This is a genomic window from Cedecea neteri NBRC 105707 = ATCC 33855 (assembly GCF_001571265.1).
Classification (GTDB): domain Bacteria; phylum Pseudomonadota; class Gammaproteobacteria; order Enterobacterales; family Enterobacteriaceae; genus Cedecea; species Cedecea neteri.
On record NZ_BCTL01000120.1, the window covers coordinates 1 to 1,172 of the forward strand.

General features: G+C 57.3%; 4 protein-coding genes. 3 read left to right on the forward strand and 1 reads right to left on the reverse strand.

The window, feature by feature from the left end:
- Positions 1 to 27 precede the first annotated feature (27 nt).
- The 3 genes from CNE01S_RS24045 to CNE01S_RS24055 are packed head-to-tail and all read left to right on the forward strand — an operon-like array spanning position 28 to position 971.
- Entirely contained in the window at positions 28 to 546 is a 519-nt protein-coding gene (locus CNE01S_RS24045; protein WP_061279227.1) for a DUF1804 family protein, read from the forward strand.
- On the forward strand, positions 539 to 787 hold the full coding sequence (locus CNE01S_RS24050; protein WP_061279229.1) for a hypothetical protein: 249 nt from the start codon (positions 539 to 541) through the stop codon (positions 785 to 787). Before CNE01S_RS24045 ends, CNE01S_RS24050 begins: the two co-directional genes overlap by 8 nt.
- A complete protein-coding gene (locus tag CNE01S_RS24055) occupies positions 777 to 971 on the forward strand; it encodes a hypothetical protein (RefSeq protein ID WP_061279230.1) in 195 nt (64 codons plus the stop codon). Before CNE01S_RS24050 ends, CNE01S_RS24055 begins: the two co-directional genes overlap by 11 nt.
- Here CNE01S_RS24055 and CNE01S_RS25440 read toward each other — a convergent pair.
- Positions 958 to 1,172: hypothetical protein (locus CNE01S_RS25440; RefSeq protein ID WP_218009460.1), on the reverse strand; the 215-nt coding region annotated here is incomplete at its 5' end. The genes CNE01S_RS24055 and CNE01S_RS25440 overlap by 14 nt on opposite strands.

A 1,172-nucleotide genomic window follows, 5' to 3' on the forward strand; every position in this document is an offset into this window, starting at 1 on the left:
TCTGATTGACGGGACCGGGGGCCACTGATGGCGCACCCGAAGGTCCTGCGGGACGCCGTGCGTCGGGATTATATCGGCCAGGGCATTGCCCCCGAGGTGCTGGGGCCGATGCACGGTGTCAGCGTGGCGACGGTGGTCCGCTGGCGGCGCGATGCGCGGGAGAACGGCGACGACTGGGACAAACTGCGGGCCGTTCGCCGCCTGACCTCCGGCGTGGCGGAAGATATTCCCCGCGCCCTGGTGATGGAGTATCTGGAGCATAACCAGTACGCCATTGAGCGATTGCGCGCCGCCCGTGAAAGCCCGGAGGGGCTGAAGATGCCCCCGGAGGATTACGCGAATCTGCTGGTTAAGCTGCAGGACGGCTTTAACAAGATGATGGCCGCCAGTCGGCGCATTCTGCCCGAGACCGACCGTCTGATGGTAGCGGCGGGCGTGATGGAAGATTTCGCGGCGTTTCTCAGTGAGAAGCACCCGGCCCTGATGGCGGGCTTTATGGATGTGCTGCCCGCCTTTCAACAAATTGTGGAGAAAAAATATGGCTGAAGTCATCAAACACGTTAAGCAATTTATTACGCTCAGCGAGCGCAATAGCGTGCGGGCAGACAGCATTGTTCGGGTGTTCGCCCAGGGCGATTACCTGATGGTGCAGACCAGTGATGGTGAGATTTATCAGGCTGACAGGGGTTATGGCCAGACGGTCTGGCAGACAAAATCAGCGCTGCTGGAGCAGATTGAAGCGGCGCTGGAAAGCCAGGCTGTAAACGGAGGTTCCCATGTCGAATAAACCGTCGGAAAAGCAGAAAGCAACCCCACAGGGGATCAGGGCATCCACCCATGCGCTTGAGACAACCTGCGGTCAGTTTACTGAAGACTTCAAAGCTTATCTGAAGGAGCTTGTTGATGCTGAGCGGATTGACGAGCTAAAGCGGGCCCTGAATAGCGCCCGGTATAGTTTCAGTCGAGAGTAACGTTCAGTTTTTTGGCCAGCTTATGAACCAGCTCTGCCGCGCATTCATGCTCAACCGTACCGACAACGGTGCCGCAGGATGCGCACTGAACGAATGTTATAGGCAATCGGGCGTTCAGGATCTTTTTGACAGCCATTTCAAAGCGCTCGCTTCCGCATCGTGGACATGATGATTGCGCCATGTTTATCCCTCTTTTTGTTG

What these genes read in the sequence shown, in the direction of transcription:
- CNE01S_RS24045 (WP_061279227.1), top strand. Translation starts at nt 28, where the DNA reads ATGGCGCACCCGAAGGTCCTGCGGGACGCCGTGCGTCGGGATTATATC.
- CNE01S_RS24055 (WP_061279230.1), top strand. Translation starts at nt 777, where the DNA reads ATGTCGAATAAACCGTCGGAAAAGCAGAAAGCAACCCCACAGGGGATC.
- CNE01S_RS24050 (WP_061279229.1), top strand. Translation starts at nt 539, where the DNA reads ATGGCTGAAGTCATCAAACACGTTAAGCAATTTATTACGCTCAGCGAG.